We start from the raw sequence: 21982 nt of genomic DNA on the forward strand, positions 1-21982 counted from the left end.
GAGCCGCCGATGAAGACCGTGAAATTCACCGCCATGAAGGACGGCGACCGCGAGGATTACGCCTTCCTCACCGAGCACGAGATCGACTATGCGGCGAAGACCGGCGAGCGGCTGCTTGACGCGCTTGTCCAGCTCGACGAGGGGCTGTCCGGCTACAAGATCACCCGGCTTGGCCATTCGCTGCAGGCGGCGACGCGCGCATGGCGCGACGGCGCCGATACCGACTGGATCGCCTGCGCGCTGCTGCACGACATCGGCGACATCTACGCACCCTACAATCACGACGAATATGCGGCTTCGATCCTAAAACCTTTCGTGCGCGAGCAGTGCACCTGGGTGGTGGAAAAGCACGGCGACTTCCAGCGCCTCTATTACGCCCACCATCTCGGCGGCAATCCGCATGCGCGCGACCGGTTCGCCGGCCATCATTATTTCGACGACTGCGATGAGTTTTGCGAGGGCTGGGACCAGTCGAGCTTCGATCCGGACTACGAGACGCTACCGATCGACTTCTTCCGGCCCTTCGTGCTCGAAGTGTTTGCGCGCAAGGCCTATGACCCCACCGTGATCCGCGCCGGCGAGCGAGTGCCTCTCATCGATTCCAAAGTAGCCAGGACAAGAACCGGAGCCTCCGCATGAGCATCATCACCAAGGCAGCCGCCATCGGCGGCGGCGTCATCGGCGCCGGCTGGGTGGCGCGGCTGCTCTTGAACGGCATCGACGTGGCGATCTTCGACCCCGACCCGGAAGCCGCGCGCAAGGTCGGCGAAGTGATGAAAGGCGCACGCCGCGCCTACAAGCAGATGCTGCCCGGCGGCCTGCCAAAAGAGGGCAAACTGACCTTTGCCAAGACCATCGCCGACGCAGTCGCCGATGCCGATTTCATCCAGGAAAGCGTGCCCGAAAGGCTAGACCTGAAGCACCGCGTGCTGGCCGAGATCGACCTTTATGCGCCGGCCAACGCCATCGTCGGCTCGTCGACCTCCGGCATCAAGCCGACCGACATGCAGGTGGCGATGAAGAAGCATCCAGAGCGGCTGGTCGTCGGTCATCCGTTCAACCCGGTCTACCTCTTGCCGCTGGTCGAGATCGTCGGCGGCCAACAGACCTTTCCCGAGGCGATCGAGGTTGCCAAGGAGATGTATGCCTCGATCGGCATGAAGCCGGTGGTGATCCGCAAGGAGATCGAGGCGTTCGTCGGCGACCGCCTGCTGGAGGCGGCATGGCGCGAGGCGCTGTGGCTGATCAAGGACGGTATCTGCACGGTCGAGGAACTCGACGACATCATGCGCTATGGCTTCGGCCTGCGCTGGGCACAGATGGGCATGTTCCAGGTCTATCGCGTCGCCGGCGGCGAGGCCGGCATGCGCCATTTCATGGCGCAGTTCGGGCCGTGCCTGAAATGGCCGTGGACCAAGCTGATGGATGTGCCGGAATTCAACGACGAGCTGGTCGACCTGATCGCCACCCAGTCGGACGACCAGGCGCATGGACTGTCGATCCGCGAGCTCGAAAAGATCCGCGACGACAATCTGGTCGCCATCATGGATGCGCTGTCGAAGCAGAACAAAGGCAAGGGCTGGGGCGCCGGCGCCTTGCACAAGGACTATACCAAGCAACTCGCCAAGCTTGCGGCGAAGAAGCCCGCCACTTCCAAGGCGGCCGAGAAGGCTAAGGCGAGCAAGCCGGTGAAGGCCAAAGCTGAAAAGCCGAAGAAAAAGAAGAAAGGCTGAGACCATGGATTTTGGTCTTTCGGAAGAACAGAAACTCATCGTCGAGACGACGCGCGCCTTCGTCGAGAACGAACTCTATCCGCATGAGCGCGAAGTCGAACGTACCGGCGTGCTGCGTCGCGAGCTGATCGAGGAGATCAAGGCCAAGGCGATCGAAGCCGGGCTCTATGCCGCCAACATGCCGGCGGATGTCGGCGGCGCCGGGCTCGATACGGTGACCTGGCTGCTCTACGAAAAGGAGCTTGGCCGTGCCAATTATGCGCTGCACTGGACCTGCGTGGCGCGGCCCTCCAACATCCTTTTGGCCGGCACGCCGGAGCAGCGCGAGAAATACCTTTATCCCTGCATTCGCGGCGAGAAATGGGACTGCCTGGCGATGACCGAGCCGGGCGCCGGCTCCGACCTGCGCGGCATGAAGGCGACCGCGGTCCAGGACGGCGACGACTGGGTGTTGAACGGCACCAAGCATTTCATCAGCCATGCCGATCTCGCCGATTTCGCCATCGTCTTCATGGCCTCGGGGGAGGAAGAAACTTCGCGTGGAAAACGCAAGAAGATCACCGCCTTTTTCGTCGACAAGGGCACCAAGGGCTTTGCCGTGCGCGACGGCTACCGCAACGTGTCGCATCGCGGCTACACCAATGCCATCCTCGAATTCGACGATTGCCGGCTGCCTGGAACCCAAGTGCTCGGCGAGGTTCACAAGGGTTTCGACGTCGCCAATTCATGGCTCGGCGCAACCCGCCTGCAGGTCGGCGCGACCTGCCTTGGCCGTGCCGAGCGGGCGCTTGGCCATGCCATCGAATACGCCGCGCAGCGCCAGCAGTTCGGCCAGCAGATCGGCAAGTTCCAGGGCGTGTCGTTCAAACTTGCCGACATGGCAACCGAATTGAAGGCTGCCGATTTGATGGTGTTCGAAGCCGGCTGGAAGTACGATCAGGGCACCGTCACCGATCAGGACATGGCCATGGCCAAGCTGAAGGCCACCGAAATGCTCGCCTTCGTCGCCGACGAGGCGATCCAGATCCACGGCGGCATGGGGCTGATGGACGATTTGCCGCTGGAGCGCATCTGGCGCGACGCCCGCGTCGAGCGCATCTGGGAAGGCACGTCGGAAATCCAGCGCCACATTATCTCGCGGGCGCTGCTGCGCCCGTTTGGGGCTTAGAGCATGATCCCAAAAAGTGGAATCCGGTTTTTGGAAAAGATCATGATCAGACGAAAAGATGACCATGCACAGACTTGAACGTCTCCTGCGTCCACGCTCCATTGCCGTGTTCGGCGGCGCGCAGGCGGCTGCCGTCGTCGCGCAATCGATCAAGATGGGCTTTGCCGGCGAGATCTGGCCGGTGCACCCGACCAAGGACGAGGTCGCCGGGCGCAAAGCCTATCGTTCCGTGGCCGACCTGCCCGGCGCTCCCGACGCTGCCTTTGTCGGCGTCAACCGGCATTTGACCATCGAGGTGGTCAAGGCGCTGGCCGAACGCGGCGCTGGCGGCGCCGTCTGCTTTGCCGCCGGCTTTCTCGAGACCGAGGCCTATGACGAGGACGGCGAGCGGCTGCAGGCCGAACTGGTCGCAGTGGCCGGCCAGATGCCGATCATCGGGCCGAACTGCTACGGCCTGATCAATTATGCCGACGGCGCGCTTTTATGGCCCGACCAGCATGGCGGCATCAGGCTGGTCGAGGGTGGCCGCGGCGTTGCCATCATCACACAGTCCTCCAACATCGCCATCAACATGACCATGCAGAAGCGCGGCCTGCCGATCGCCTTTCTAATGACCGCCGGCAACCAGGCGCAGACCGGCCTTTCCGAAATGGCGCTCGGCCTGATCGAGGACGACCGCGTCACTGCGCTCGGCCTGCATATCGAGGCCTTCGATTCGGTGGCCGGCTTCGAAAGGCTGGCGGCGCGGGCGCGTGAGTTGAGAAAACCAATCATCGCCATGAAGGTCGGCCGCTCCGAGCAGGCGCGGCAAGCGACGGTCACGCATACCGCATCGTTGGCCGGCTCCGATGCAGCTTCCGGCGCCTTCCTGAGGCGACTCGGCATCGCCCGCGTTGATTCCATCCCTGCCTTCATCGAGGCACTCAAGCTCTTGCACGTCACCGGCCCCCTGCCCGGCTACCGGCTGTCGTCGATGAGCTGTTCGGGCGGCGAGGCATCGGTCATGGCCGACAGCGCCGAAGGCCGCTGGGTGAACTTCCCGGCGCTGACCGCCGAGCACCGTGCGCACGTCAAATCGACGCTCGGGCCGCTGGTTGCAGTGGCTAACCCGCTCGACTACCACACCTTCATCTGGAACAACGAGCCGGCGATGACCGCCACCTTCACCGCCATGGTGTCGGGCGGCTTCGACCTCAACATGCTGGTGCTCGACTTCCCGCGTCCCGACCGTTGCTCGGACACCGACTGGTGGGCGACGCTACGTGCCTTCGAATCGGCGCTGAAGACCAACAAGGCGCGGGGCGCGATCGTCTCGTCGCTGCCGGAGAACCTGCCCGAGGAATACACCGCCGGACTGACGGCGCGCGGCATGGTGCCGTTGTTCGGCATTTCCGAGGCCATGGACGCCGCCCAGGCGGCAGCCTTTATCGGCTGGGCCTGGCGCGAGCCGCAGGCGCAGCCGATCGACACCTCCGCTTCCGGTGCACCGAGTGGCGACCATGTCACACCTGATGAGGCCGAGGCGAAAGCACGGCTGATCGAGGCCGGGCTTCCCGTGCCCAGGGGCGAACGCGCCGGCAACGCCGTCGAGGCGGTGATCTCGTCGATGGCGCTCGGCTTTCCGGTAGCGCTGAAGGCATTGGGCGTCACCCACAAATCCGAGCTTGGCGCGGTGCGGCTCAACCTCAGGGATGCCGAATCCGTCAGCACCGCCGCCCATGATCTCGAGCCGCTCGGCACCGGCCTCTATGTCGAGCGCATGGTGCGCGACGGCGTCGCCGAGCTGCTCGTCGGCTTCACCCGCGACCCGATGTTCGGCGCGGTGATGACGCTCGGCACCGGTGGCGTGCTGGTCGAGCTGTTGCGCGACAGCGTCACGCTGATGCTGCCGGCGACACGCGACGACATCGAGGCGGCCCTGCGCGGGCTCAAATTGTTCCCGCTGCTCGAAGGCTATCGCGGTCGGCCGAAGGCCGATGTCGCGGCGGCCATCGATGCAATATCAGGCATCGCCGCCTTCGTGCAGGAAAATGCCGGCGAGATCGAGGAACTCGACATCAATCCGCTGATTGTCTGCGCGCAAGGCAAAGGCGCCTGGATCGCCGACGCGCTGCTGGTGCTTGGAGAGAAAAAGAATGTCTGACGTCATTTCAACGCGCCGCGAGGGCACGATCCTAGAAGTCACGCTCGACCGGCCCAAGGCCAATGCCATCGATCTGAAGACCTCGCGGCTGATGGGAGAGACGTTCAAGGCGTTCCGCGACGATCCGGATCTGCGGGTCGCCATCGTCAGGACTGCCGGCGACAAGTTCTTCTGCGCCGGCTGGGACCTGAAGGCTGCGGCCGGCGGCGATGCGGTCGACGGCGACTATGGCGTCGGCGGGTTCGGCGGGCTGCAGGAACTGCGCGACCTCAACAAGCCGGTCATCGCCTGCGTCAACGGCATGGCGGTCGGCGGCGGCTTCGAGCTGGCGCTGTCCTGCGACCTCATCTACGCCTCCGATCATTCCTCCTTCGCGCTGCCCGAAATCCGCGCCGGCACGCTTGCCGATGCGGCGACGATCAAGCTGCCGAAGCGCATCCCCTATCATGTCGCCATGGATCTTTTGCTCACCGGCCGCTGGATGGATGTCGCAGAGGCGCATCGCTGGGGCCTGGTCAATGAGGTGCTGCCTAAGGACAGGCTCGAGGACCGCGTCTGGGAGGTCGCACGGCTGCTGGCCGGCGGTCCGCCGCTGGTCTTCGCCGCGATCAAGGAGACGGCCCGGGTCGCCGAATCGCTCACCTTCCAGGACGCGATGAACCGGGTGACGCGCAGGCAGCTGCCGACCGTCGATGTCCTCTACGGTTCGGAGGACAACATGGAAGGTTTTCGTGCCTTTGCGGAGAAGCGCCAGCCTGTGTGGAAGGGACGATAACGTCGGAGATGATGGCGCGAGGCACCCCCCTCTGCCCTTCCGGGCATCTCCCCCTCAAGGGGGGAGATCGGATGTCGCGAAGGCTTTCGTCAATCTTCTATGTCGCAGGGAAAGCGCCGAGCCCGAAGCTGCCAATTTCCCCGCTTGAGGGGGAGATGCCCGGCAGGGCAGAGGGGGGTGCCTGGGCGCCGTCGTCGCAGGTTGGTCTCCTCCCATGACCGACTACAATAAGCTGATCGACGCCGAGACCTGGGCCTTCATCGAGCGGACCAATTCCTATTACCCGCCTGACACGATCGACTACACGATCGATCAGCAGCGTGAAATCTACGACCGCATGTGCCGTGAGTTCTCTGCCGGCTATCCCCAAGGCGTGACGGCGGAGACCACCGCCATTGCCACGCCCTCTCATCCCATCCCGATCCGCGTCTATCGCACACCGGCGCCGGAAGCGGCGGCGATGGTGCTTTATTTCCATGGCGGCGGTTTTATCCTCGGCGGACTCGACAGCCATGACGACGTCTGCGCCGAGCTTTGCAGCCGCACCGGCTATGAAGTGGTTTCGGTCGACTATCGGCTAGCGCCGGAACATCTTCATCCGGCTGCCTTCGACGATGCCATCAGCGCCTTCGAATGGGCGGCGACAACTTATAAGCGCGCGATCCTGCTTTGCGGCGACAGCGCCGGCGGCAATCTCTGCGCCTCCGTCAGCCACGCAACACGCGGCCATGCGCGAAGGCCGATCGGCCAGGTGCTGATCTATCCCGGTCTTGGCGGCGACCGCTCGCAAGGGTCCTACGTGGCCCATGCCGAAGCGCCGTTGCTGACGGTGCGCGACCTCGATTTCTACACGAATATCAGGACTGGCGGCGAGGACCGCACCGGCGATCTCACTCTGTCGCCGCTGGCCGATGCCGATTTTGCCAATCTGCCGCCGACCGTGCTGATCACCGCGCAATGCGATCCGCTGTCGTCAGACGGAGAGGCCTATCGCGACCGCATCGTTGCGGCGGACGGCCACGCCTACTGGTTGGAGGAGCCGGGGCTGGTGCATGGCTATCTCAGAGCCAGGCATACGGTCGGCCACGCCCGTTCGAGCTTCACCCGCATCGTCGACGCTGTGTCGGTTCTGGGACGCGGCGAATGGATCTGGTGAGGGCTCTACCCCACCCCGCGTGACGCGGCGCGGCCGGCGCTGCGGCCGGAAAAAATGCAGCCACCGAGAAACGTGCCTTCCAGCGCTGCATAGCCATGCATGCCGCCGCCGCCGAAACCGGCGGCTTCGCCGACGGCATAGAGCCCTTCGATCGGCTGGCCCTCGGCATCCAGCACTCGGCTGCCGAGATCGGTCTGCAAGCCGCCCAGCGTCTTGCGGGTCAATATGTTGAGCCTGACCGCGATCAGCGGGCCATTGGCAGGATCTAGCATCTTGTGCGGCCTGGCCGTGCGGATCAGCCGGTCGCCGAGATAGGCGCGAGCGCCGCGCAGGGCGGTGATCTGCATGTCCTTGGAGAACGGATTGTCGAGCTGCCGGTCACGGGCGCGGATTTCGCGCTCGACCTGGCGAAGCTCAAGCAGCGGCTCGCCACCGACAAGCGCGTTCATGCGGGCGACCAGCGCCGGCAAATCAGGCTCGACGATGAAATCCTCGCCCTTCTCCATGAATGCCTTCACCGGACCGGGAACGCCTGATGTTGCGCGGCCGAGCACCTGGCGCCAGCTCTTTCCAGTGAGATCGGAGTTCTGTTCGGAGCCCGACAGCGCGAACTCCTTCTGAATGATTTTTTGGGTCAGGATGAACCAGGAATAGTCGAAGCCGGTGCCCATGATGTGGCTGAGCGTGCCCAGCGTGTCGAAGCCGGGATAGAGCGGCACCGGCAGGCGCTTGCCGCGGGCGTCGAGCCACAGCGATGACGGGCCGGGCAGGATGCGGATGGCATGGTCGGTCCAGAGCGGCGCCCAGTTCTTGATGCCCTCGACATAGTGCCACATGCGGTCGCGGTTGATGATGCTGCCGCCGGCCGCCTCGGTGATCGCCAGCATGCGGCCGTCGACATGGTCAGGAACACCGCTGATCATGCGCCTGGGCGGCGTGCCCAGCCGCTGCGGCCAGTTTTTCCGGACAAGCTCGGGATTGCCGCCGATGCCGCCGGAAGCGACGATGACCGCTTGCGCCTTGAGCTCGAAATCGCCAGCGATTTCGCGCGAACTCTTGCGGCCGCGCTCGACATCGCTCGGCGCCAACATGTCGCCGCGAACGCCGTCGACGACGCCGCCCGTCCTTGTCAGTTCATTGACGCGGTGGCGGAATCTGAAGCGGACCAGCCCGCTCTTCTCGGCCTCGCGCACGCGCTGAACGAACGGCTCGAGCACGCCGGGCCCGGTACCCCAGGTGACGTGGAAGCGGGGCACGGAATTGCCATGGCCGACGGCGTTGCCGCCGCCGCGCTCCGCCCAGCCGACCACGGGAAAGAACTTTATGCCGCGCTGCATGAGCCAGGAGCGCTTTTCGCCGGCGGCAAAGCCGACATAGGCCTCGGCCCAGCGTCGCGGCCAGAGATCTTCCGGGCGGTCGAAGGCGGCGGTGCCCAGCCAATCCTCGAGCGCCAGATCATGCGAATCGCGGATGCGCATGCGCCGCTGCTCGGGCGAATCGACGAGGAAGATGCCGCCAAGCGACCAGAATGCCTGGCCGCCGAGCGACTGTTCCGGCTCCTGGTCGACGATGATGGTCTTCTTGCCGGCTTCGGCCAGCTCGGCCGCGGCGACGAGGCCGGCAAGGCCGGCGCCGACAATGATCACATCGGCATCGTCAGCCATTCTCTCCTCCCCGGGGCTCTCCTCTCCGGCTTTGATTCTTTGGTTTGTCGCAGGTTCTTGTCGCAAAACCGTGGGGACACTTTTGCGGAACCTGCTTAGTTATCAGACCGTCTCCCAGCCTTCCTTCTCGCCGGCGCGGAAGATGGCGTCGATGACCTTCTGGTTGAGCACCGATTCTTCCAGCGTGAAGACGCGGTCCGTGCCGCCCTGTGCCGCCCGCGCGAAGGCCTCGACCTCCAGCCGGTACTGCTGCATGCCGGGGAAGCGGAACACTTGCGCCTCGCTGTGTTTCTGGTTGTGCAGCTCAATGCGATGATGATCGTAGATACCGGCGTTGAATGGCGAAAGCACCTCGATGAAGCCCTTCTCGCCGTGGAACACCATCACCTGCCGCGCCGCCATCTGCGTCGACAGGTAGAACGACAGTTCGAAGTCGCCGAAATCAGCGCGGATCGAGGAGTAGATGTCGGTGCCGAACGTCTTGTCGCGCTCGATCGTCGCCTGGACGCGCAGCGGCTCCTTGCCCGTCGAAAAGCGCGTCGACACTGTCGGATAGACACCGATGTCGGGCAGCGCGCCGCCGCCGAGGTCGAGCTGGTTGCGCATGTTGGCGGGATCGACATTGTAGTAGGAGAACGCGCCCTGGACATGGCGCAGCCGGCCGATGGCGCCGTTGGCGATCAGCTCGCGCACCTTGATCCATTGCGGGTGGTAGACGACCATGAAGGCTTCGCAGACCAGCACGTTTTTGGCATCGCGCAGCTTGATTAGCGGCGGAATGTCCTTGGCATCGAGCGCCAGCGGCTTTTCGACCAGAACATGCTTGCCGGCTTGAATGGCCTTCGCAGTCCATTCGACATGCTGCGCGGTCGGCAGCGGAATGTAGACGCCGTCGACCTCCTTGGATGCGAGCAGCTCGTCATAGGAACCGAAAGCATGGGGCGCGCCGAAACGATCGGCCAGGGCACGGGCCTTCGACAGGTCACGGCTGGCGATGGCGGACAGCACGCCGTTCTCCGCCTCGACTATTGCGGGCAAAAGATGCTCGCGGCCGATCTTGGCCGTCGACAAAACACCCCATCGGAACATCCGGTTTCTCCCTCTCGATTGCAGACGACGAGGTTTGCCCTAATTCAGGAGAAAAGCCAATCAGACACTGGCTCGTCGATCCGCACTTTCGTCATCCTCGGGCTTGACCCGAGGATCCATGCCGCGACAGTCGCCGAGGAATGCGACGAAACAGAATTCTGAACCGTTGCAACGCTTTGATGTCCCGGCATGGATCCTGGGGTCTGCGCCGCGTCGCTTCGCTCCTTGCTCCGCCCCAGGATGACGAAGTGAGAGATGTCTCTGCCAATAGCGAAAGTATGCGATGTGCGAACGAAAGGAACGACCAGTCAAACCCACCGCGCAGAGGTACTAACCTCGCCTGCCGGTCAGCGTCATGTCGAAGTCGACGACGTTTGAATAGATCGGTGTGCCGACATCCATGCCGTAGCGCGACCGCAGCACCTTGCCGGTGACATGGAATTTTATCGTGCCCGCCTTGAGGCCGCTAAGCTCGGCAGTGAACTTTTCCGGAAAAGTCTTGCCGCGCGCCGTCAGCCGGCCGGTGATAAGGGCTGACGTCTCGCCGGTGCGTTTCACGCTGGTCGAGCGGAACTGGATTTCCGGGTTGTTGGCGGCGTCGACCACCGCGTCGGAGCGAAGGAAGGCGTCGATGCGGCTCTGGCCGGTGCCGACGCTTTCGGGAAAGATGGTGATATTGACACGCGAGCGCCCGACATCGCTGTTGTCGATGCGGATGCTGCCCTTGAAACGGGCAAAGGCGCCGTCGAATCCGCCGCCACCGAGCTTGCCGATCGAGAAGCGAATGCTCGAACCGGCCGGGCTGATCGTGTAGCTGCCGGCGGCATCACCAAGGGTGACCGCCGCGAAAACAGGCATGGCAAGACAAGTGGCGACCGCCGCAAATCCGAGGATGCGCGCATACATGGATTGATCCTTTTCTTGCAGGCAACGCGTTCTCCGCGCCTCACCCCGTGAACGAATGAACCGCTAGCTCTATTCCGCCTCGTGATTTGACGAAGGCCGGACCATGCGCGTCAGCACCGCGTCCTTCAGCCAGAAATGATGGCGCAGCGCCGCGGCGATATGCAGGGCGACAAGTCCGATGCCAGCATAAGCGAGATACCAATGCGTTGAGATCCAGAAGCTTTCCGCCGTGTCCGATTCCGCGAGTGGCAGGTCCGGCATGACGAACAGGTTGAACGGCACGCTCGGTATCTCCAGCATCGACACTGATACCAGCGCCCAGCCGGACAGAGGCAGCGCAAGCTGAAACGCGTAGAGCGCGAAATGAACGAGCGGCGCCGCCCGGCGCTCGAAGCGTCCGACTGAGCGTGGCAGCGCCGGCACCGCATTGCCGAGCCGCCAGGCAATGCGCAGGATCACCAAGCCGAGCAGCAAGAAACCGAAAGATTTGTGCTGCTGGATCAGCTCGAAGGCGGTGCGCTGGCTGGACACCCGCATCATGACGAAGCCGAGCACGAACTGGCCGATGACGATCGCGGCGATCAGCCAATGGAGGACGATCGCCGCCCAGCCATAGCGGGTGGTGTCGTTTGTGATCAATGCGGGCATGGGAAGTGAACGCCGGCGAGCCCGGCTTTCATCCGGCTATCTTGAAGAAATCGACAAAGGCCCTGAGCGCCGGCCGCATCTGGCGGCGGCTCGGATAGTAGACGAAAAAACCGTCGAAGGACGGGCACCAGTCCTCCAGCACGCGAATGAGTCGGCCGGTGGCCAACGCCTCGCGGACATAGTCCTCGAACAGGAAGGCAAGGCCGGCACCGTCGACTGCCGCATTGGCGACCAAATGATCCTCATCGAGGATCAGTGGCCCCTGCACCGCCATCTCGATCGCCTCGCCGTCCTTCTCGAACTCCCAGCGGTAGAGGATGCCGCTGGAGAAACGGAAACGGAGGCAACGATGACCTACGAGATCGTGCGGATGGCGCGGTCTGGGCATGGTCGCGAAATAGGATGGCGCGCCGACGACGGCGCCGCGAAGGTTTGGCCCGATGCGCACCGCGATCATGTCGCGCTGCAGGCTCTCACCGAGCCGTACGCCGGCGTCGAAGCCGCCTTCGACCACATCGGTGAAGCGATCCTCGATGACGATCTCCAGCACGACGTCCGGGTAGGCCGATGCAAAGGCGCCGAGCCGCGGCGTCAGCGCCAGGTGGGCTGCGGTGCGCGGCACGGTCAGCCTGAGATTGCCGGCCGGCCGGTCGCGCGCCTCGACCGCCGCTTCCAGGGCGAGGTCGATTTCGGACAATGCCGGCCTCAGCCGCTCGAGCAGCTGGGCGCCTTCCTCGGTCGGGGCGACGCTACGCGTGCTGCGCGCCAGGAGCCGCACGCCAAGACGTGCTTCCAGGCTCGATACAGCATGGCTGACTGCGGATGGCGCGATGCCGAGTTCCCTGGCGGCGCCGCGAAAGCTGCCGCACTGGGCGACGGTTGCCAACACTACAAGCTGTGAGAGGTGAGTTCGGTTCATTGCTCTATTCTTTAGAACAGCCCGTGCGAAAGAGAGCCGATTATCGAACGCGCTGCAAGGCGCTATCTCCGCCGCATCACAACAAGGAGACGCGTGATGCAAACCCGCAAGCTTGGAAATGAACTTGACGTCTATCCGGTCGGCCTCGGCTGCATGGGGATGAGCTTCGGCTATGGCGGCCAGCCGGAGGCCGGCGCGATCGCCACGCTGCGCCGCGCCGTCGAGATCGGCGTCAATTTCTTCGACACGGCCGAGGTGTATGGGCCTTACGAGAACGAGATCCTGCTCGGCAAGGCGTTGAAGCCGGTGCGCGACGAGGTGACGATCGCGACAAAGTTCGGCTTCAAGATCCTGGAAGAAGGCAATGGCGTCGAGCGCATGGCCGGCGTCGACAGCCGTCCCGAACACGTCAAGGCAGTCGCCGAAGCCTCATTGAAGCGGCTGGGCATCGAGGTGATCGATCTCTACTACCAGCATCGTGTCGACCCCAATGTGCCGATCGAGGATACGGTCGGCGCCATGGCCGAGCTGGTGCGCGAAGGCAAGGTGCGCGCGCTCGGCCTGTCGGAGGCGAGCGCGGCGACCATTCGCCGGGCGCATGCCGTGCATCCGATATCAGCCGTGCAGAGCGAATACTCGCTGTGGAGCCGCGATCCGGAAGAAGAGGTGTTTGCCGTCTGCCGCGAGCTCGGCATCGGCTTTGTGCCTTACAGCCCGCTCGGCCGCGGCCTGCTGACCGGCACGATCGCCAAGCCAGAGGCTCTCGGCGCCGACGACTGGCGCCTCACCCTGCCGCGCTTCCAGGCCGACGCCATGGCCGCCAATGCGGCTGTTATCGCCACGCTGGAGACAATGGCGGCGGAGAAGGGCGTCACGCCGGCGCAGTTGGCGCTCGCCTGGGTGCTGCATCAGGGCGATTTCATCGTGCCGATCCCCGGCGCGCGAAAAATCCGCCATCTGGAGCAGAACGCGGCAGCGGCACAGGTCGCGCTGAGCCAAGCCGAGGTGGCGGCCATCGGCGACGCGTTGTCGCCGGAAAAGGTGGTCGGCAAGCGCTACACCGAAGCGGCGCTGGCGCTGGTGAATGGATAAACGGCGGGCTGGATGAAAATTCAAAGGGGGCGGCTTCGGCTAGGGCAATCGCCTCAGGCTTGAGTTCGCCCCCCTCATCCGGGGCGAGCCGCTTGTCTCGCCGCCGTCCAGCCTCGCGCGGCTCTCCCTTCTCCCCTTGTGGGAGAAGGTGTCGCCGAAGGCGACGGATGAGGGGTGCTCCAGCTTGGCACCGCCGCACTCCGTCCAACACCCCTCATCCGTCTTGGCGCTGCGCGCCAATCCACCTTCTCCCACAAGGGGAGAAGGCAAAAGCCGGCGCGGCGCCCCTTCTTGTTTCCAAATTTATGCTCGCAGCACGCCACCGGTCTGCTTGTGCACATTCTCAACGATGCGCTTGGCCAGCGCCTCGAAATCCTCGTCGGTCAGCGTCTTCTCCACCGGCTGGATCGACACCTCGATGGCGATCGATTTCTTGGCAGCACCCAGCGATGCCCCTTCGAACACGTCGAAGACCGAGACATTGGTGATCAGCTTCTTGTCGGCGGCAAGGGCGGCGCGGGTTAGCGTGGCGGCTTCGACCGCTTTGTCGACGACGAAGGCGAAATCGCGCTTGACCGCCTGGAAGGCGGACAGCTCCAGCTTCGGCTTTGTCCGCGTCGGCTTGGCCTTCGGCTCGGGCACGGCGTCGACGAAAACCTCGAAGCCGCAAAGCGGGCCGGAGACATCCAGCCCCTCCAGCGTCTTCGGATGGAATTCGCCGAACGTCCCCAAAATGACTTTAGGCCCGAGCTTGATCGTGCCGGAACGGCCGGGATGATACCAGGCCGGCCCGCCGGCCTCGATCTGCAGCCGCTCGACCGGCGCGCCGCAGGCTTCGAGCGCGGCGATCGCGTCGGCCTTGGCGTCGAACACGCCGACCGGACCGGCATTGCCGGCCCAGTTGCGGCCGGAGCCGTCGAGCTTGGCCGTGCCGCGCCGCACACCGGCAGCGACGCGCCGCTGCTGGTCGGCCGCATCGCCCTCATAGGTGCCCGACACTTCGAACAGCGCGACATCGCCGACGCCCTTGTCGGCATTGCGCTGGGCTGCGGCGATCAGGCCCGGCAGCAGCGACGGCCGCATGTCCGACATGTCGGCGGCGATCGGATTGGCGAGCTTGAGCGCTGTTTGGCCGCCACCGAACAGTTCGGCATGTTTTGCCGGAATGAACGACCAGGTGACGGCCTCCATCATGCCGCGCACCGCCAGCGCCCGCTTGGCCGCCCGGGTGCGGATCTGCAGCACGGTCAGGATCTTGGCGTTGACGGCATCATGGGCGCCGAGCGGCTGCGGCGCGATATTGTCGACGCCATGGATGCGCATGACCTCTTCGACCAGGTCGGCCTTGCCGTCGACATCCGGCCGCCAGGACGGGACCGCCACATTGACGACATCGCCCGCGCCTTCCGGCTTGAAGCCGAGGCGGTTCAGGATGCCGAGGCTCTCGTCCCTCGGCACCTCGATGCCGGTCAGCCGCTTCACTTCCGACAGCGGGAAGGAAACGATCTTCTCGACATGGCCGGCATAGCCGACGACTTCGGTTTCGGTCGGCGTGCCGCCCAAGAAATCCAGCACCAGTCTGGTCGCCAGCTCCACGCCGGGCACCATGAATTCAGGGTCGACGCCGCGCTCGAAGCGGTAGCGCGCGTCGCTGATGATGCCGAGCGTCCTGCCGGTGCGGGCGGTGGTGATCGGGTCCCAAAGTGCCGATTCGATCAGCACGTCAGTGGTGTTCTCGTCGCAGCCGGAATGCTCGCCGCCCATTATGCCGGCGATCGACTCGACGCCGTCCTGGTCTGCTATCACGCACATATCAGGCGTCAGCGTGTATTCGCGGCCGTCGAGCGCCAGCACCTTTTCGCCGTCGCGCGCTCGGCGCACGACCAGGTTGCCGGCGACCTTGTTCGCGTCGAACACATGCAAGGGCCGGCCGCGGTCGAAGGTGACATAGTTGGTGATGTCGACCAGCGCGCTGATCGGCCGCAGACCAATGGCGATCAGCCTTTGCTGCAGCCATTTCGGCGACGGGCCGTTTTTCACACCGCGCACCAGGCGCAGCGCAAAACCGGGGCAGAGCTCCGGCGCCTCGATCGTCACCTTGACCGGCGTCTCGCCCTTGCCGGGGATCGCCTCGACCGGCGCTGCCTTCAGCGTGCCGAGCCCGCTTGCCGCGAGATCCCTGGCAATGCCGTACACGCTGGTCGCATCCGGTCGGTTCGGCGTCAGGTTGATCTCGATCAGCGGATCGTCGAGATGCGCATAGGCGGCGTAGCTGATGCCGACCGGCGCATCTTCCGGCAGATCGATGATGCCGTCATGCTCGTCAGAAAGCTCGAGCTCGCGCTCGGAGCACATCATGCCATGACTTTCTACGCCGCGGATCTTGCCGACCGTCAGCGTCACGTCGATGCCGGGAACATAGGTGCCGGGCGCTGCAAAGGCGCCGATCAGGCCCGCGCGGGCGTTCGGCGCTCCACAGACAACCTGCACCGGCGGCTTGCCGTCGCCGGTGTCGACGGTCAGCACGCGCAGCCGGTCGGCGTCGGGATGCTGCACCGCCGTCAGCACCTTGGCGATGACGAAGGGTTTCAGGCTCGCCTTGTCGTCGACATGCTCGACTTCGAGGCCGATCGAGGTCAGCCGCTCGACGATTTCGGCCAGCGAGGCGTCGGTCTCGAGGTGGTCCTTGAGCCAGGAGAGAGTGAATTTCATGACTGTGTTCCGTCTGGTCTTTGCCCGTCAGGCCTGGGCACGCTGGTCTTCAGATGGCGCGGCAAGTCGTCCGGCATGTGCACGAAGGGAAGCTGCTCGCGTACATGGGCGTGGTGCATCGGCTTGAAATAGGCCGGCATGTCCATGGCGCCGAGCATAAAATAGATGTGGTCGGCCAGCCGCTCGTCGACATAGGCGATCGGCGAGCCGCAGACACCGCAAAAGGAGCGCGTCACCGACCCGTTCTCGAACATCTTCAGCGCCTTGCCCGTAAAGGCGACCTGCTCAGTCAGGAACCCGACGAAGGCCGACACCGGCGCGCCACTGGCCCGCCGGCAATCGCCGCAATGGCAATAGCTGACATGGTGCGGTTCGGCCGAAGCCTCGAACCGCACGGCGCCGCAGCGGCAGCCGCCGGTGTGGGCCGCTGTCATGCGCTCAAGCCTGCGAATAGCGTCGGCATGTCGAGCGGCCGGAAGCCGTAATGCGACAGCCAGCGCACATCGGCGTCGAAGAAGGCGCGCAGGTCCGGCATGCCGTATTTCAGCATGGCGATGCGGTCGATGCCCATGCCCCAGGCAAAGCCCTGATACTCGTCGGGATCGAGCCCGCCATATCTCAACACATTGGGGTGGACCATGCCGCAACCGAGGATCTCCATCCAGTCGGAGCCTTCACCGAAGCGCACCTCGCCCGGCCGCGAACGGTCGCACTGGATGTCGACCTCCATGCTGGGTTCGGTGAACGGGAAGAAGGACGGCCGGAAGCGCATCTTGACCTGTGGCACCTCGAAGAAGGCCTTACAGAACTCCTCCAGCACCCATTTCATGTTGGCGACATTGGCTGTCTTGTCGATCACCAGACCCTCGACCTGATGGAACATCGGCGAGTGGGTGGCATCGGAATCCTGCCGGTAGGTTTTTCCGGGAATGACGATGCGGATCGGCGGCTTCTGCGCCTCCATGGTGCGGATCTGCACCGGCGAGGTGTGGGTGCGCAACAGCTTGCGCTCGCCCTTCTCGTCCGGCTGGAAGAAGAAGGTGTCGTGCATCTCGCGCGCCGGATGGCCTTCCGGGAAATTCAGCGCGGTGAAATTGTAATAATCGGTCTCGATATCGGGACCTTCTGCGATGGCAAAGCCGAGGTCACCGAAGATGGCGGCGATCTCGTCGCTGACCTGGCTGATCGGATGGATACGACCGCGCTCGGCCGGCGATTGCCGCACCGGCAGCGTGACGTCGACCTTTTCCGCCGCGAGCCTGGCTGAGATCGCCACGTCCTTCAGCTCGGCGCGGCGCGCTGTAAGCGCCTCGGTGACGCGGTTCTTGAGGCCGTTGATAGCCGGGCCTTTTATCTGGCGCTCTTCTGCGCTCATCGAGCCGAGCGTCTTCAGCATTTCTGAGACCGAGCCCTTCTTGCCGAGCGCTGAAACACGCACGGCTTCGATCGCCTGCTCGTCGGCGGCCGACGCAATGTCGGTCATCAGGGAATTTTCGAGAGTTTCCATGTCACTCATGTTTCAGACTCGATTGGAAGCAAAGAAAACCCGCGCCAGCCGTGCCAGCGCGGGTTCCCCAAAATCAGAATTGCGAATGCTTGGGAAGCGCTGGCTTAGGCGACAGCGCTTTCAAAAGCGTTCGGCGTGGTGTTCTTGAGGTATTCAAGCGCGACCTTCGCCTTAGCCACAAGTGCGGCAAATGCCTGCGGCTCGTGGATGGCCATATCCGACAGGATCTTGCGGTCGATCTCGATGCCGGCCTTGTTGAGGCCGTCGATGAAGCGGCCATAGGTCAGGCCATGCTCGTGGGTCGCGGCATTGATGCGCTGGATCCACAGAGCGCGGAACGAACGCTTGCGGTTCTTGCGGTCGCGGTAGGCATACTGCAGCGACTTTTCCACCGCCTGCTTGGCGATGCGGATGGTGTTCTTGCGACGGCCGTAGAAACCCTTGGCGGCTTTCAGGACCTTCTTGTGCTTGGCGTGCGAGGTGACGCCTCTTTTTACGCGTGCCATGTCATGATCTCCTTAAAACGCTGTCCAGACCGAATGCCTTAGAGGCCGTTCGGCAGAAAATTCTTGATGACCTTCTTGCCATCCGGTTCAGCCAGAACCATCGTGCCGCGGGCATTTCGAATGAACTTGTTGGAACGCTTAATCATGCCGTGACGCTTGCCGGCCGCAGCCGACAGGACTTTACCCGTACCTGTGATCTTGAACCGCTTCTTGGCGGCTGACTTGGTCTTCATCTTGGGCATTTTGCTACTCCGTTTATATGCGCATCATCGCGCTTTTTGTTCGCTTCAGGCCGACCAAAGCCCGAAAAGCAAATGAAACCGCCACGGCATGCCCTGCCGGGCGGTTTTTGGGAACGGCGGTCCTATACGTCAAAGCGGGCCGGCGCGCAACACCCAGTGCTCAGCAACACCAGCACTCATGGGAAACGGAACAGCACCGGCAGTATGCCCGACTGTTGGGCGCCGTCGATCAACTCGAAAAACGGCAAGGCAACGAGGAACACCAATCCGTCCAGCAGCGTCGTGCGCAGCAGGCGCGGCTTGAAGCTGCCGGTGTCGCCTTCCTGATACAGCGAAAGCTTCGGGAAGAAGCGCGGCACCCGCGCCACATAGGCCTGGAATGGAGTGCCGAGTGCTTCCTTCAGGAACTTCTCCTCGCGCAGGATGACGACATGAAAGGCGGCGGCGCAAATCACCGCGAAGCCTACCGTCGCGGTGATCGAGCCCATCTGCGCGCCGACGCCGGCGGCAGCCATCGAGGAGAAGACATAGAGCGGATTGCGGGTAATCGAATAGGGTCCGCCGGTGACCACCTCGGAGGATTTGCGTCCGCCGATATAGAGCGTCGACCACAAGCGCCCGACAATGCCGAGAAAGATCAGCAGGATGCCGACCATTTCGATCGTTTCGTGCGGCACGCTTTCGGGAGGAAAGGCAGATTGGCCGAACAGCAGCGCCACGAACATGACGAGCACGAGCACGGCAAGCACCATCCTGCGCGCGTGCTGGTAGCTGCCCAGCGCACGCTTGGCCTGCACTTGTTCGGCCTGCGCCGATTTAACTTCATTGAGCATGTCGGGAATCCGATCGTCGAGGAACTTTGCCGGCGATCGCAGCGTCTGGCTAAGAAAACAGGCGCCCCGCCGATCGCCGGGACGCCTTTGTAGGATAATTCAGGCGGATTTAATGCATGTCGCCTCTTTTGCCGGCATCCGCAGCTCAATACAGCCAGAAGAGGACGGGAATTACACCGCTTTCCTGTCCGGACTCGATGAGTTCGAAAAACGGTATGGAAGCCAGGAACATCAAGCCATCGCGCAGCGTGTGATTGAAGACGCGCGGTGTGAAGGTGACCTCGGCCTGATCGCGAAAAAGCAGGGGATTGGGAAAAAACCGCGGCACCCGTGCGATGTAGTCCTTGTACGGCGCCCCGAGCACGGTGGTCAAATGCCGTTCCTCGCGCAGCGTGACGATGTAGAACGCGGCCGCGCACAAAACCGCCGACGCCACCGAGACGATCACGCTGCCGGTCTGGGCGCCGATGCCGGCGGCCGCTACGGTAGAGAAAAAATACAAGGGGTTGCGCATCACCGAATATGGGCCGGTAGCAACCACTTCGGCCGACTTGCGATCGCCGATATAGAGGATCGACCAGAGCCGGCCGCCGATCCCGATCAGTATCAGGGCGACGCCGTACTGCCCCTCTATGCGTTCGTGGCCAAGCTCATCGTGCGCGGAGCCGCCGAAGATCAGCAAAGCGCAAAAAACGCCAACCAGCAGCGCCAGCAGGATGCGCCGGCGCCGCTGATAGCGGCCCATTTCGTCGAACGACTTTTCGATCGGAGAACGTGCCGCAGCGGCCATGGAACAATCCTTTGCCGCGAGGACCGGCAACCAGGTTCCTTGTCGATGCAACTTGCGGAGAAATCATGGGCAACTTGCGGAGAAATCATGGCGAAGACAAAAACAAAAACAAAAGGCCGCCGAAGCGGCCTTTGCTTTGACGGAATCGCTTTTAGCGGGGTGCCAGCACCATCATCATCTGGCGGCCTTCGAGCTTCGGTTCGGCTTCGACCTTGGCGATCGGCGCCACTTCCTCGCGAACCTTGTTCAGAAGCTGCATGCCGAGTTCCATATGCGCCATCTCGCGGCCGCGAAAGCGCAATGTCAGCTTGACCTTGTCACCTTCTTCGAAAAACCGCCGGACGGCTTTCATCTTGGTCTCGTAGTCATGACTGTCGATGTTGGGGCGCATCTTGATCTCCTTGATCTCGATGACCTTCTGGTTCTTGCGCGCCTCGGCCGCCTTCTTCTGGTTGGCGTATTTCAGCTTGCCGAGATCGAGGATTTTTACGACGGGCGGCACCGCGTTGGGCGATATCTCAACCAGATCGAGCCCAGCCTCTTCGGCGAGCAACAATGCGTCGTTGATGGAGACATCGCCGTGGTTCTGGCCTTCGGCGTCGATAAGCTGGACCCGGGGGACCCGGATGTCACGGTTGGAGCGCGGGCCCTCCTTGGTGGGCGCCGTTGCTTTGAAAGGTCTGCGAATGGTCGTGGTCTCCTTGAGCCGTTTCGTTCAGGATTTTCAGTTCAGATTTGTGAACGCGCCAATGTGGTGAGCGCGCGGCCGGAGTCAATAGCACAGCGTTCACAGGAAATCACCTGTTCCCTGACCGCAGCCTGCACCAAACGAAGAAACTTGCCGAGCGCTTTTCGTTGAACCGCCAGCCGTGCCAAAAGACCTGCCTGAGGAGTTAGCCATGACCGCACCGATTTTTCTCGACGTCGACGGAACCAGCATCGCTGTCAGGCGCGCTGCGGGTGCTGCACCAGGCATTGTCTGGCTCGGCGGCTACAAGTCGGACATGCTGGGCACCAAGGCCGAGAAGCTGTCGGAATGGGCGAGCGGGCAAGGTCGTGCTTTCCTGCGCCATGATTATTCCGGCCATGGCGAATCGGATGGCGCCTTTGCCGACGGCACCATCTCGAAATGGCTTTCGCAGAGCCTCGCTGTCTTCCGCCATTTCACGCAAGGCAGACAAATCCTGGTCGGCTCGTCGATGGGCGCATGGATCGCGCTGCGCATGGTTCAGGAATCGCACAAGGCAGGCGAGAACCGCATCGCCGGCCTGGTGCTTCTGGCTCCGGCGCCGGATTTCACCGCCGAGCTGGTCGAGCCGGCGCTGACCAAAGCGCAGAAGCGAGACCTTGCCAAAAAGGGTTTTTTCGAGGAGCCGTCGAACTATTCGGCCGAGCCTTACGTCTACACCCGAGCGCTGATCGAGGACGGCCGCAACAACCTGACAATGACCGGGCCAATCGACACCCATTGCCCCGTCCACATATTGCAAGGGCTGGCCGATGCTGACGTGCCGTCGAGCCATGCGCTGAAGCTGGTCGGCCTGCTGCCGGCCGACGACGTCACGCTGTCGCTGATCCCCGACGGCGATCACCGCCTGTCGCGGCCGCATGACCTCGACATGCTGGTACGTGCGGTCGACGCCATGGTGCGGCAGGCGGGGTAGAGACATGCGCATTTCCATTCCGGTATCCGCCTTCGTCGCGGCGATCGTCGGCTTCGGCGGCACGCTGGCCATCGTCATCGCCGCCGCCAAGGCGGTCGGCGCGACGCAGGTCGAAACCGCGAGCTGGGTGACGGCGATCTGCCTCGCCATGGCGATCGAGAGCCTGTGGTTGTCATGGCGCACCAGGATGCCGGTCATCGCGGCATGGTCGACGCCGGGGGTGGCGCTGATCGCGGCATCGAGCGGCTTTTCAATCGGCGAGGCTGTCGGCGCCTTCATAGTCACCGGGATTTTGCTGATCGCCACCGGCCTGTTCAGGCCTTTGACCAAGCTGATCGCCAGGATACCGGCCTCGGTCGCGTCGGGAATGCTTGCCGGCATCGTCGTCACCTTCGCCATCAACGCGGTGAAGGCCATTCCCGCCGACCCGTGGCT

22 protein-coding genes are annotated in these 21982 nt (G+C 63.5%); 9 read left to right on the forward strand and 13 right to left on the reverse strand.

The genetic code is table 11. The annotated features are described in order from the left end of the window. Positions 1-9: 9 nt before the first annotated feature. The 6 genes from EOC94_RS13725 (at position 10) to EOC94_RS13755 (ending at position 6975) form a co-directional block, all read left to right on the forward strand. Positions 10-639, forward strand: a complete 630-nt coding sequence (locus tag EOC94_RS13725; protein ID WP_127204867.1) for an HD domain-containing protein — start codon at positions 10-12, stop codon at positions 637-639. After that, positions 636-1733: a carnitine 3-dehydrogenase gene (locus EOC94_RS13730; RefSeq protein ID WP_127291101.1), complete on the forward strand. Its 1098-nt coding sequence runs from the start codon at positions 636-638 to the stop codon at positions 1731-1733. The genes EOC94_RS13725 and EOC94_RS13730 overlap by 4 nt, the downstream gene beginning before the upstream one ends. Positions 1734-1737: 4 nt before the next feature. Beyond that, entirely contained in the window at positions 1738-2901 is a 1164-nt protein-coding gene (locus EOC94_RS13735) for an acyl-CoA dehydrogenase (RefSeq protein WP_127291103.1), read from the forward strand. A gap of 64 nt (positions 2902-2965) precedes the next feature. Further along, positions 2966-5044, forward strand: coding sequence for an acetate--CoA ligase family protein (locus EOC94_RS13740; RefSeq protein WP_127291105.1), 2079 nt, complete (start codon positions 2966-2968; stop codon positions 5042-5044). Then, positions 5037-5819 (forward strand): carnitinyl-CoA dehydratase, encoded by a 783-nt coding sequence (locus tag EOC94_RS13745; protein WP_127291107.1) that lies wholly within the window; start codon positions 5037-5039, stop codon positions 5817-5819. Before EOC94_RS13740 ends, EOC94_RS13745 begins: the two co-directional genes overlap by 8 nt. Before the next feature lie 214 nt (positions 5820-6033). Next, a complete protein-coding gene (locus EOC94_RS13755; protein WP_127291111.1) occupies positions 6034-6975 on the forward strand; it encodes an alpha/beta hydrolase in 942 nt (313 codons plus the stop codon). 5 nt (positions 6976-6980) lie between these two features. Here the strand turns inward: EOC94_RS13755 and EOC94_RS13760 are convergent, their stop codons facing one another. The 5 genes from EOC94_RS13760 to EOC94_RS13780 form a co-directional block, all read right to left on the reverse strand. Next, positions 6981-8639, reverse strand: a complete 1659-nt coding sequence (locus EOC94_RS13760) for an FAD-binding dehydrogenase (protein WP_127291113.1) — start codon at positions 8637-8639, stop codon at positions 6981-6983. A gap of 102 nt (positions 8640-8741) precedes the next feature. Continuing rightward, entirely contained in the window at positions 8742-9728 is a 987-nt protein-coding gene (locus EOC94_RS13765; protein ID WP_127291115.1) for a Gfo/Idh/MocA family oxidoreductase, read from the reverse strand. Positions 9729-10058: 330 nt separating this feature from the next. After that, complete coding sequence (locus EOC94_RS13770) at positions 10059-10634, reverse strand: YceI family protein (RefSeq protein ID WP_127291117.1); 576 nt, start codon at positions 10632-10634, stop codon at positions 10059-10061. A gap of 69 nt (positions 10635-10703) precedes the next feature. Then, on the reverse strand, positions 10704-11282 hold the full coding sequence (locus EOC94_RS13775) for a cytochrome b (protein WP_127291119.1): 579 nt from the start codon (positions 11280-11282) through the stop codon (positions 10704-10706). A 28-nt stretch (positions 11283-11310) separates the two neighbouring features. Then, the gene (locus EOC94_RS13780) at positions 11311-12201 is read right to left on the reverse strand and encodes a LysR family transcriptional regulator (protein ID WP_127291121.1); all 891 of its coding nucleotides are present in this window, start codon (positions 12199-12201) and stop codon (positions 11311-11313) included. 96 nt (positions 12202-12297) lie between these two features. Here EOC94_RS13780 and EOC94_RS13785 point away from each other — a divergent pair, with 96 nt between their 5' ends. Continuing rightward, positions 12298-13293, forward strand: coding sequence for an aldo/keto reductase (locus EOC94_RS13785; protein ID WP_127291123.1), 996 nt, complete (start codon positions 12298-12300; stop codon positions 13291-13293). A 303-nt stretch (positions 13294-13596) separates the two neighbouring features. Here the strand turns inward: EOC94_RS13785 and pheT are convergent, their stop codons facing one another. From pheT to infC, 8 genes are all read right to left on the reverse strand, one after another. After that, positions 13597-16005 (reverse strand): phenylalanine--tRNA ligase subunit beta, encoded by a 2409-nt coding sequence (pheT, locus tag EOC94_RS13790; protein ID WP_127291125.1) that lies wholly within the window; start codon positions 16003-16005, stop codon positions 13597-13599. Further along, positions 16002-16439, reverse strand: coding sequence for a GFA family protein (locus EOC94_RS13795; RefSeq protein WP_095484449.1), 438 nt, complete (start codon positions 16437-16439; stop codon positions 16002-16004). The genes pheT and EOC94_RS13795 overlap by 4 nt, the downstream gene beginning before the upstream one ends. Beyond that, the gene (gene pheS / locus EOC94_RS13800; RefSeq protein ID WP_127291127.1) at positions 16436-17521 is read right to left on the reverse strand and encodes a phenylalanine--tRNA ligase subunit alpha; all 1086 of its coding nucleotides are present in this window, start codon (positions 17519-17521) and stop codon (positions 16436-16438) included. The genes EOC94_RS13795 and pheS overlap by 4 nt, the downstream gene beginning before the upstream one ends. Before the next feature lie 95 nt (positions 17522-17616). Beyond that, a complete protein-coding gene (rplT, locus tag EOC94_RS13805) occupies positions 17617-18018 on the reverse strand; it encodes a 50S ribosomal protein L20 (protein ID WP_006201247.1) in 402 nt (133 codons plus the stop codon). 38 nt (positions 18019-18056) lie between these two features. Then, positions 18057-18260: a 50S ribosomal protein L35 gene (rpmI, locus tag EOC94_RS13810; RefSeq protein WP_006201248.1), complete on the reverse strand. Its 204-nt coding sequence runs from the start codon at positions 18258-18260 to the stop codon at positions 18057-18059. A gap of 176 nt (positions 18261-18436) precedes the next feature. Further along, positions 18437-19093 carry an isoprenylcysteine carboxylmethyltransferase family protein gene (locus EOC94_RS13815; RefSeq protein WP_127291129.1) on the reverse strand — a complete coding sequence of 219 codons (657 nt, stop codon included), beginning with the start codon at positions 19091-19093 and terminating at the stop codon, positions 18437-18439. Between the two features lie 145 nt (positions 19094-19238). Continuing rightward, positions 19239-19883 carry an isoprenylcysteine carboxylmethyltransferase family protein gene (locus EOC94_RS13820; RefSeq protein ID WP_126103981.1) on the reverse strand — a complete coding sequence of 215 codons (645 nt, stop codon included), beginning with the start codon at positions 19881-19883 and terminating at the stop codon, positions 19239-19241. A 151-nt stretch (positions 19884-20034) separates the two neighbouring features. Next, a complete protein-coding gene (gene infC / locus EOC94_RS13825) occupies positions 20035-20571 on the reverse strand; it encodes a translation initiation factor IF-3 (RefSeq protein ID WP_095484453.1) in 537 nt (178 codons plus the stop codon). 211 nt (positions 20572-20782) lie between these two features. Here infC and EOC94_RS13830 point away from each other — a divergent pair, with 211 nt between their 5' ends. After that, the gene (locus EOC94_RS13830; protein WP_126103982.1) at positions 20783-21547 is read left to right on the forward strand and encodes an alpha/beta hydrolase; all 765 of its coding nucleotides are present in this window, start codon (positions 20783-20785) and stop codon (positions 21545-21547) included. A gap of 4 nt (positions 21548-21551) precedes the next feature. Then, positions 21552-21982 (forward strand): benzoate/H(+) symporter BenE family transporter (locus tag EOC94_RS34560; protein WP_245465565.1); only part of this gene is annotated, 431 nt, incomplete at its 3' end.

The organism is Mesorhizobium sp. M6A.T.Ce.TU.016.01.1.1 (assembly GCF_003997065.1).
GTDB lineage: Bacteria > Pseudomonadota > Alphaproteobacteria > Rhizobiales > Rhizobiaceae > Mesorhizobium > Mesorhizobium mediterraneum.

Coding starts and splice junctions, on each gene's coding strand:
- EOC94_RS13740 (WP_127291105.1), top strand. CDS start 2,966: ATGCACAGACTTGAACGTCTCCTGCGTCCACGCTCCATTGCCGTGTTC.
- pheS (WP_127291127.1), bottom strand. CDS start 17,521: ATGAGTGACATGGAAACTCTCGAAAATTCCCTGATGACCGACATTGCG.
- EOC94_RS13830 (WP_126103982.1), top strand. CDS start 20,783: ATGACCGCACCGATTTTTCTCGACGTCGACGGAACCAGCATCGCTGTC.
- EOC94_RS13770 (WP_127291117.1), bottom strand. CDS start 10,634: ATGTATGCGCGCATCCTCGGATTTGCGGCGGTCGCCACTTGTCTTGCC.
- EOC94_RS13795 (WP_095484449.1), bottom strand. CDS start 16,439: ATGACAGCGGCCCACACCGGCGGCTGCCGCTGCGGCGCCGTGCGGTTC.
- EOC94_RS13780 (WP_127291121.1), bottom strand. CDS start 12,201: ATGAACCGAACTCACCTCTCACAGCTTGTAGTGTTGGCAACCGTCGCC.
- pheT (WP_127291125.1), bottom strand. CDS start 16,005: ATGAAATTCACTCTCTCCTGGCTCAAGGACCACCTCGAGACCGACGCC.
- EOC94_RS13730 (WP_127291101.1), top strand. CDS start 636: ATGAGCATCATCACCAAGGCAGCCGCCATCGGCGGCGGCGTCATCGGC.
- rpmI (WP_006201248.1), bottom strand. CDS start 18,260: ATGCCCAAGATGAAGACCAAGTCAGCCGCCAAGAAGCGGTTCAAGATC.
- EOC94_RS13820 (WP_126103981.1), bottom strand. CDS start 19,883: ATGGCCGCTGCGGCACGTTCTCCGATCGAAAAGTCGTTCGACGAAATG.
- EOC94_RS13760 (WP_127291113.1), bottom strand. CDS start 8,639: ATGGCTGACGATGCCGATGTGATCATTGTCGGCGCCGGCCTTGCCGGC.
- EOC94_RS13775 (WP_127291119.1), bottom strand. CDS start 11,282: ATGCCCGCATTGATCACAAACGACACCACCCGCTATGGCTGGGCGGCG.
- EOC94_RS13815 (WP_127291129.1), bottom strand. CDS start 19,093: ATGCTCAATGAAGTTAAATCGGCGCAGGCCGAACAAGTGCAGGCCAAG.
- rplT (WP_006201247.1), bottom strand. CDS start 18,018: ATGGCACGCGTAAAAAGAGGCGTCACCTCGCACGCCAAGCACAAGAAG.
- EOC94_RS13725 (WP_127204867.1), top strand. CDS start 10: ATGAAGACCGTGAAATTCACCGCCATGAAGGACGGCGACCGCGAGGAT.
- EOC94_RS13735 (WP_127291103.1), top strand. CDS start 1,738: ATGGATTTTGGTCTTTCGGAAGAACAGAAACTCATCGTCGAGACGACG.
- EOC94_RS13745 (WP_127291107.1), top strand. CDS start 5,037: ATGTCTGACGTCATTTCAACGCGCCGCGAGGGCACGATCCTAGAAGTC.
- EOC94_RS13785 (WP_127291123.1), top strand. CDS start 12,298: ATGCAAACCCGCAAGCTTGGAAATGAACTTGACGTCTATCCGGTCGGC.
- EOC94_RS13755 (WP_127291111.1), top strand. CDS start 6,034: ATGACCGACTACAATAAGCTGATCGACGCCGAGACCTGGGCCTTCATC.
- EOC94_RS13765 (WP_127291115.1), bottom strand. CDS start 9,728: ATGTTCCGATGGGGTGTTTTGTCGACGGCCAAGATCGGCCGCGAGCAT.